Source organism: Corynebacterium sp. HMSC30G07, assembly GCF_001806945.1.
Lineage (GTDB): Bacteria > Actinomycetota > Actinomycetes > Mycobacteriales > Mycobacteriaceae > Corynebacterium > Corynebacterium riegelii.
Genome location: NZ_KV786465.1, coordinates 18,001 through 25,926, shown reverse-complemented (window position 1 = coordinate 25,926; position 7,926 = coordinate 18,001). Strand labels below are relative to the sequence as shown.

5 protein-coding genes are annotated in these 7,926 nt (G+C 57.1%); 1 reads left to right on the top strand and 4 read right to left on the bottom strand.

Features of this window, described 5'->3' with window-relative positions; translation table 11 throughout:
- Nucleotides 1-199 precede the first annotated feature (199 nt).
- From HMPREF3104_RS06440 to HMPREF3104_RS06430, 4 genes are all read right to left on the bottom strand, one after another.
- On the bottom strand, nt 200-1,240 hold the full coding sequence (locus HMPREF3104_RS06440) for a 5-methylcytosine restriction system specificity protein McrC (RefSeq protein ID WP_070494871.1): 1,041 nt from the start codon (nt 1,238-1,240) through the stop codon (nt 200-202).
- Nucleotides 1,233-1,502, bottom strand: coding sequence for a hypothetical protein (locus HMPREF3104_RS12745; RefSeq protein ID WP_246816374.1), 270 nt, complete (start codon nt 1,500-1,502; stop codon nt 1,233-1,235). Before HMPREF3104_RS12745 ends, HMPREF3104_RS06440 begins: the two co-directional genes overlap by 8 nt.
- Entirely contained in the window at nt 1,483-3,423 is a 1,941-nt protein-coding gene (locus HMPREF3104_RS06435) for an McrB family protein (RefSeq protein ID WP_246816373.1), read from the bottom strand. Before HMPREF3104_RS06435 ends, HMPREF3104_RS12745 begins: the two co-directional genes overlap by 20 nt.
- Nucleotides 3,424-3,556: 133 nt before the next feature.
- The gene (locus HMPREF3104_RS06430; protein WP_070494870.1) at nt 3,557-6,316 is read right to left on the bottom strand and encodes a hypothetical protein; all 2,760 of its coding nucleotides are present in this window, start codon (nt 6,314-6,316) and stop codon (nt 3,557-3,559) included.
- A 127-nt stretch (nt 6,317-6,443) separates the two neighbouring features.
- Between HMPREF3104_RS06430 and mgtE the strand changes: the two genes are divergently transcribed.
- Nucleotides 6,444-7,811, top strand: a complete 1,368-nt coding sequence (mgtE, locus tag HMPREF3104_RS06425) for a magnesium transporter (RefSeq protein ID WP_070494869.1) — start codon at nt 6,444-6,446, stop codon at nt 7,809-7,811.
- Nucleotides 7,812-7,926: the final 115 nt, after the last annotated feature.

The window sequence follows — 7,926 nt, the reverse complement described above, 5'->3', positions numbered from 1 at the left end:
AGAAGAACTGGTTGATGCCCGACCCGAGTAAGAGGATCCAGGTGGACCGATTCAAAAAACAGGCCATTTTTCCGGTGCGTAATTGTGACCGAGGTCGAAGAATTTCTTGAAAAAATAGGGAGTAGTCGCTGCAAGTCGTATCGCGCGGGGCCAGGGCGTGACTGCCAGGGCGTGACACCGGATTCCAACAACTAACTAGTCACCAGAGATCTACTATGGCATCGAGAGTTTGGCGGACTTCAGGCCATGGCAGGGTGAGATCGAGCGTGGTCGCTCGAATTCTGTTTCCCTGGATCCGGGTGTCTAAATCGGGATGCTCCTGTGCAGTTGTTTTCGCGTAGAGGAGCAGGCCACTTACTGAACCATCCTGCATCGTGTCGGCATTCTTCACATAGGTGAATAGCTGATACAGGTTCCCAGAATGAAGTGAAGCTTTTCCCCAGCGTCCGAGTTGGAGGGGGCTGCTGTAGAGCTTCGTGTCAATGATCAGTGTTCGTTGTCGGTCAGTGAGCGTGACGTCGGTGCGCATCGCTGGTAGCTGTGATGGCAACTCAAGGCCATCATCGACAGACCACACGACGTTTGAGGCGCGACTGCTGAGCTGAGGATAGTGAACAGCGAAGTACTCACGGACGAAGCGTTCGAAAAGATCGTTCAACGAGTCATCTGTTGCCCATGTCAACAGCGATTCGCCCGGTTCGTCTGAAGGCAATAGACCCTCCGCCAAGAACTGGCAGTACTGGATCAATGCTCGGTACGAGGAGTTCGTGCGCTGGTAGGGCAATGAATTCCAGTCGACTATGCGCAACGGGACATCCGATACACCGGCAAAGTGGCTGATTAGGCGTTTAAGGAAACGTTTGCGTTCCTGAGTAACTGAACCGTGTTGGATAAGGGTGTTCAATGCTGACTTCACTGCACGATTGTGTTGCGTCTCCTCGCTGAACTCATCAAACAGGCAGACCAATCGTCCCCGTGAAGTCGCGTTACGCATCATCGACCGATTGACATCGATTTTTCCTCGAACAGTGGTGAGCTCTTCTTCGTGGGGGACATACTGCTTGTGAAGGCCTCGTCGTACCTGGCGGCTGGTTTCGGATCCAATGAGATGAGCTAAGAGCTCATGAAGATGATCGAACTCGATTTCACCGCGAAGTGCGGCTTCTCGGTGACGGACAGATCTAAATGCATACGCCATCATGACGTAAACATTGCCGATCAGGACAGAGGTTTCAGACATCGATCGCGGTCCTGAGCTTGAAGCCCCATTCTTCGACTCGGCTTTGTTCATCGAACCAGTACTCGTCGAGTAGCGGGATTAGCTCATCCTCAACAACGGAAGAAAGCCATGCCTCATCAGGTGCGGCACCTTCGGGGAGAGTGAGATAGCTGTGCCCGATGGCAAAGCCGCGGCCTAACGTCGGGTCGTTTTCGATCTCAAGGTTGAGATCTTGGATCGTTGCGACAAGAGCATCGAAAGCTTCACTCTCTTGGGCTTCCATTTGCCTTTTTGAACTGGGATGAGTCGAATGCTGGTCTCATTTCGAAGAATCCGAAGCGTCGGCGTAGCGCATAGTCCAGAACAGCAATACTTCGGTCTGCAGTGTTCATCATCCCGATGATGTGCAGATTTTCTGGTACTGAAAACTTTTCATTCCTGTAGAGGAGTCGCAGACTTTGTCCACGCTTATCGGCTTCGATCAGCATGAGAAGTTCACCGAAAATCTTTGAGATATTTCCTCGGTTGATTTCATCGATGATGAAGAAATACGGCTGTCCGGTTTCGTCCTTTTGCGCTTCGAGGCAAAAGTCATAAAAAGGGCCGTTTTCCAGTTTGAAACCACCCGATTCCGTCGGGCGATATCCCATCATGAAATCTTCGTAGCTAAAGCTCTGGTGAAACTGAACCGTACGGATTCGGTTTTTATCCATCTCGCCCATGATTGAGTAAGCGAGTCGCTTCGCAGAGAATGTCTTTCCTACACCTGGAGGGCCAGCAAGAATGACGTTCTTTTTCCGCATGAGCAAGGAACGCAGGCGGTCGTACTTCTCTTCTGGAAGATAAACCTCTTTGAGGAATTGTTCTTTGCTGTAGGAAGCGAATTCAGTCGCTGGGATGCTTTCCGATGGATCATCCCCAAATAGGTTCTCAAGATCCTTCACGTAGTCCGTGTAGCGAGTGATGTCAGTCAGTGTTTTTACAACCGCATCACCGGGATGTTCCCAACTACCAGTGTCGGTCCACTCAACGTCCCGGACGTTGGGGAAACCAATTCGCTCTGGTTCGTGTCGTGGGCCAGAGGTTACTCGCCCTCTTCCAATGATTTCCCTGCGCCCACGCTTGGCGAAGACGATATCGCCAGGCTGTATCGAGTTTTGAAACTCCCACAGGGCGAGTGTGTTGTTAGGCCCATTCTGGTCGGTCGGGAGAGCCTGGCGAATCTGTTCGCGGGAACCGTACTGAGACAAGTCACCGACTTCCTCCCAGCCGATGGCCATGACACCGTCGGCGTATTGCACTTCCCAGTTATCGCCGCCTTGTCCAGGAGCGAACAACCAGTAGTGGATGCCCCGAGGTTCCACATCAGGTTCAACTTGGACGGCATCTTTGTCCCACAGCGGGCGAACGTTTGAGCTCCAGAAGTGGAAGGGCTCACTGATCTCTTGGCTGAGTAAAAGCCGAACCCTAAGAAGATCTTGGTCTACATCGAGTGGAGAGTCGGATGAAGCGGAGCCCAGTCGGCCTGCGAAGGCGTCACGAATGCGCACCTTCATATCTTGGCTGGAGATTGGCTCAAAGTACTCAGGAAAAATGAGGAACTGGAAAGCGTTCCTGATGTCTGATCGGTCCTCACCTGAGTCAAGCATGCATCTCTCTAAGGTCCAGGGGTCTTGCCGTGATGTAACTTTTTGTTCTGGTGTTTGTGAATCCCAAGCTTTGATGAAATTCGATACCCAGATGATCTGGCGCCACAAGGACCCGTAGTAGCTTTGCCCGGGCTTGAAACCACAAGTGGAGGTAGTAGACATCCACGAGACGACGTCTTTTGGAATCTCAATCGGATGATCCAAGATTGCCAAGACGTCTTCGAGGTGCTGACGTCGAGTTACAGCTTGGGATCCGTTTATCGGATGTTCACGCAAGATGACAATCTCGGCGGCCAAGAGGATGACTTCGGGCGCGGCGCCGGTTAATTGTTCACGAAGCTTTTCCCATTGCGTTTGACTCTTCCCACGGATGGGGTTGTCCTCAATACGACGGCGGAGTTCGTCAGCAACCTCGCTGACCCAAATCTTTCGGCTTGGGTCCAGAATCGAGTAACCATCGCCGAGCATCTGCTGGGTGATGGGATGGACAGCTGTGGCGAGATGTAGTTCGCATTGGGGGCGGGAGGCAATGACCGCGGCAAGCTCATCAGACATGTCGTCATTGTCTCACTTCGGCCCCTCTCACAAACCCCATCAACGCAAAAGGCACCGCCCAAAACAGAGGGGCGGTGCTTTTCGGTGCCTTTCGGTGCCTTGAACGCTCTACGTCACAGCGGAGAGGGCCAGACTAGACAGCCTTCGGCTCTACTGCCGGCAGTGCAGCGGTGGAGAGACCCGGCTTCTGTGGGCCGCGAATCTCTACGCCGACGTTGCGAACCTTCGGGATGCAGGTGGTCGCTGCACCGATTGCCGCGACGGTGAGGATGGCGCCAATGACGCCACCCGCGATCGCGGTCAGGTCGGTGGGTTGTACGCCGAAGTTGCGGGCTGCGTCTTCAAGCGTGCGCTGCAGCTGAGGCGCCAAGCCAGCAGCACCCGGAGCACCAACGCTCTGTGCAAGCGCTACAGGGATAGCCAGCAGCAGCGGAACACCCAGGCCGGCCAGGGAAGCGATGCAGCGCGGGTCAGAAAGACCACCGGTGGTTTCAACGTCTGCGCCGATGCTGGAGCCGTTACCGCTGGAGCCACCATTGCTGGAACCGCCCTTACCGGCGTCCTGGCCGCCTTCGCCGCCCTGCTCGCCACGCTTGGAGGAGCCGCCGAGCGCGCTACCAAGACCGCCGCCGATCTGCGGGTTGGCGTTTCCAGTGACAATCACAGACGGGTTGGCGTTACCGGTCACAATGGCGCTGTTGTTGGAACCGTTGTCGCGGATGTCCACCGTCGGGTTCGCGTTGCCGGTCACAATGGCGCTGTTGTTCGAGCCGTTGTTGTTCGCGTTGCCGGTGATGACCGGGTTGGCGTTACCGGTCACAATGGCGCTGTTGTTTGAGCCGTTGTTGGAGAAGTTATCGCGTGGGTTCGCGTTGTCGGTGATGATCACGGACGGGTTGCCGTTGTCCGTCACGGTGTTGTTCGAACCGTTGTTGGATCCGTTGTTGTTGGCGTTGCCGGTGATCACTGGGTTGCCGTTATTCGTGATTACCGGGTTGCCGTTGTTGGAGAAGTTGTCGCGCGGGTTGGCGTTGTCCGTAATGACCACGCTGTTGTTGGAGCCATTGTTGGAACCGTTGTTGTTCGCGTTACCCGTGACCACAACGTTGACGTTGGGGCTGCCGTTGTTGTTGGCGTTGTTCGTGACCACGATGTTGATCAAACGGCCAGAGCCGCCGCCAGAGCCGTCACCGGAACCATCACCGGAACCGCCGCCGCCCAGCAGACCGCCGAGCAGGTTGCCCAGGTTAGGTACGCCGAGGAGGCCGCCGAGGAGTTTGCCAAGCGTGCCAGCAACACCGCCGGCTACGTCGGTGGCGGAAGACTGCGGGTTACGTGCGTTGATGCGCAGCTTCGCCTCGAAGGTGTCGGTGCCGTCATTTACCGTCACCGGAAGCTCGAAGAAGCCCTCGATGAAGGTTGCGGCCGGCTTCACGTTCACAACGCCGTTTTCAACGCTCACGCCCCAACCGGATGGGTGGATGATCTCCTTCTTGGACAGCTCAACGCCCTCCGGAAGCGTGATCTCAGTCAGGGGCTTCGGAGCAGCAGACTTTTCAAAGTCCATGTCGTAGGTCTTCTGCAGCTGCTCCTCCCACTCCTTAGCGGTGCGCTGATCAAGCACCTTCACCTTCAGGGTGGCCGGGTAATTCAGGCCGTTTTCCTCAGTCACCGTGACAGGGATGTCCTGGTCGCCGGTGTTAAACGCTGCGGCGGAGGATGGACGGATGAGGGTGAGCTTGCCGTCGTCGTTACGGAAGCCCCAGTTGAACGCGGTGTTCGCGCGCGGCGCAATCGTGGTGCCTGGCTCCAGCTCAAGGTCCTCAACAACAGCCTCATTCGCGTTCCAGAAGTTCGCAGTGGGGTAGCGCTGCTCAAGCTTCGGCTGCTCAACTGGCTCCGGCGCTTGCTCAACCACGTTGACCTTCAGCGTTGCCGTGTAGTTCAAGCCGTTGGCCTCAGCAACAGCAACGTTGATGTCCTTCTCCCCGGTGGAGTAGGAAGCGCTGGACGTCGGACGGACGAGGGTGAGCTTGCCGCCGTCATTGCGCAGAGTCCAGTTCCAGATGGCGTTTGCAGTCGTGGAGATCTTGGTCTCCGGGTCCAGCTCAAGGCCCTCAATTGCGGCCTCGTTCACATTCCAGAAGTTTGCTGTGTCGTAGCGCTGCTCGAGCTTCGGCTTTTCGACGGATTCCGGCGCCTGGTCAACCACGTTGACCTTCAGCGTGGTCGTGTACTTCACACCGTTGGGTTCAGAAACGGAAACGTTGATTTCCTGCTCACCAGCTTTGAAGGAGCCGGGATTCGAGGGGCGGATGAGGGTCAAGGTGCCGTCGTCATTACGGAAGTTCCAGTTAAAAACAGTGCTGGCGGTCGGGGAAACCTTGGTCTCCGGATCCAGTTCAAGACCCTCAATAACGGCTTCGCCTACGCCCCAGAAGTTGGCGGTGGTGTAGCTTTCGTTGAACTTGTCCTTGTCAACCGCCTCCGGCTCTGCATCAACCACGGTCAGCTTCAAGGTGGTGGTGTACGCCGAGCCGGTTGCCGGGGTCACCTTGACGCGAATGTCCTTATCGCCAGCGCCAAAGCCGGACCTTGGGCGGCCAATGATCAGCTTGCCGTCCTCATTGCGGAACTGCCAGCTCCAGATGGTGTTGGTGGTCTGTGCAACCGTTGTCCCCGGCTCCAGCTCCAGGCCTTCAACGACAGCCTCGTCCACTTCCCAGAAGTTGGAGGTGGTGTAGCGCTCATTAAACGCATCGGAGGTCTGCGCCTGTGCAACAGAGACGAACGGGGTGGTGCTCTCGGGGGTAGCCACTAGGGGTGCTACGAGTGCAACAGACAGGACGCCAGCGGCAATTGTGACGCGGCGCGAGCGAATCGGATGAGCCATATGTAAACCCTTCGGTGACTGGGATAACGTACGTAACGCATAAAGCTACGAAAAAACTACTAGGTAGTATCGCAAAAGTTAAAAGTATTAATACAGGGGGCTTAACGGGGGTAAGGAGAGGGTGAGAATGGCAGTCGACGCTGATGAGGCAATCTACGAGCTGGAAAAGGCGCTGGGTAAGAACCTGAGCACTGACCTTGACGCGGCCGAGCTTGAGCGTATGCAGGCCTCGCTTGAAGACGTCCCCCTGCGCCAAATCATTGAACTGATTGAGCGCCAGTCCTCCTCCCGCGGCGCTGTGCTTTTGCGCCTGCTGCCCCCGCAGCGCGCCACCGCAGTGTTCGACGCGCTCGACCCGGCGCACCAGGCCGACCTGGTTGAAGCCCTGTCCGATGAGTCCGTGACCAGCCTGTTCGCCGCGCTTGGCGCGGAGGACCGCGTGCAGCTGCTGGATAACCTGCCGGCGGAGATCGCGGACCAGGTTATGTCCGGCCTGGATGAAGAGGAGCGCGAGAGCACCAACGCGCTGCTGGGCTATGAGAAGGGCACCGTTGGTCGCCATATGTCCCCGGACGTTCTGGCGGTGGGGGCGGATGAGGGGGTTGGCGTGGTCGTCGATAAGCTAAAAGCCCAGGCTGCGGACCTGGAGACGATCTACCTGCTGCCTGTTGTGGATGATGATCTGATGCTGGTCGGCGTGGCTGAGCTGAAGGACCTGTTTGTCACCCACGCGGACACGATCGGCCAGGTTATGCGCGAGCCTGTGTGGGCAGAGGCGACCGACAGTGCGGAGGATACGGCGCGTTGGCTGCTGGCCACCACCAACATTGCGGTGCCGGTGGTTGATGCGGACAAGCGGCTTGTCGGCGTATTTACCTATGACGAGGCGCACGATGTGATCGAGGACGCCGACAGTGAGGACACCGCCCGCCAAGGTGGTTCCGAGGCGCTGCGCCGCCCGTACCTGTCCACCCCGGTGCGCGAGTTGTTCCGCTCCCGCATTGTGTGGCTGCTGGTGCTGGCGGTCTCCGCGATCCTGACGGTGCAGGTGCTCGATGTCTTCGAAGGGACAATCGCGCAGGTCACCGTTCTTTCCCTCTTCATCCCCCTGCTCACCGGCACCGGCGGCAACACCGGCAACCAGGCAGCCACCACTGTTACAAGGGCTTTGGCTCTTAACGACGTCCGCACGCGCGACATCCTCCCCGTCATGTGGCGCGAAGTCCGCGTCGGCCTGATGTTGGGCCTGGTCCTGGGCACGCTGGGTCTGGTGCTGGGCTGGGTGGTCTTTGGTAGTGACATTGGCATCATCATCGGCGCGACCCTGCTGAGTATCTGCACCATGTCCGCAACCGTGGGCGGCGTCATGCCGATCCTGGCCAAGACCATTGGCGCGGACCCGGCGGTGTTTTCCAACCCGTTCATCTCCACGTTCTGTGACGCCACGGGCCTGATTATTTATTTCCTCATCGCGAAAACTGTGCTGGGGCTGTAGGTGTTTTGCTGCTTTCGCTGGCGCTTGAGCTGCGGTTTTGGTGCTTTCTTGCAACGGGTGTAATGTTTTAGCACGTTGCAAGCGCCCGTAGCTCAACGGATAGAGCATCTGACTA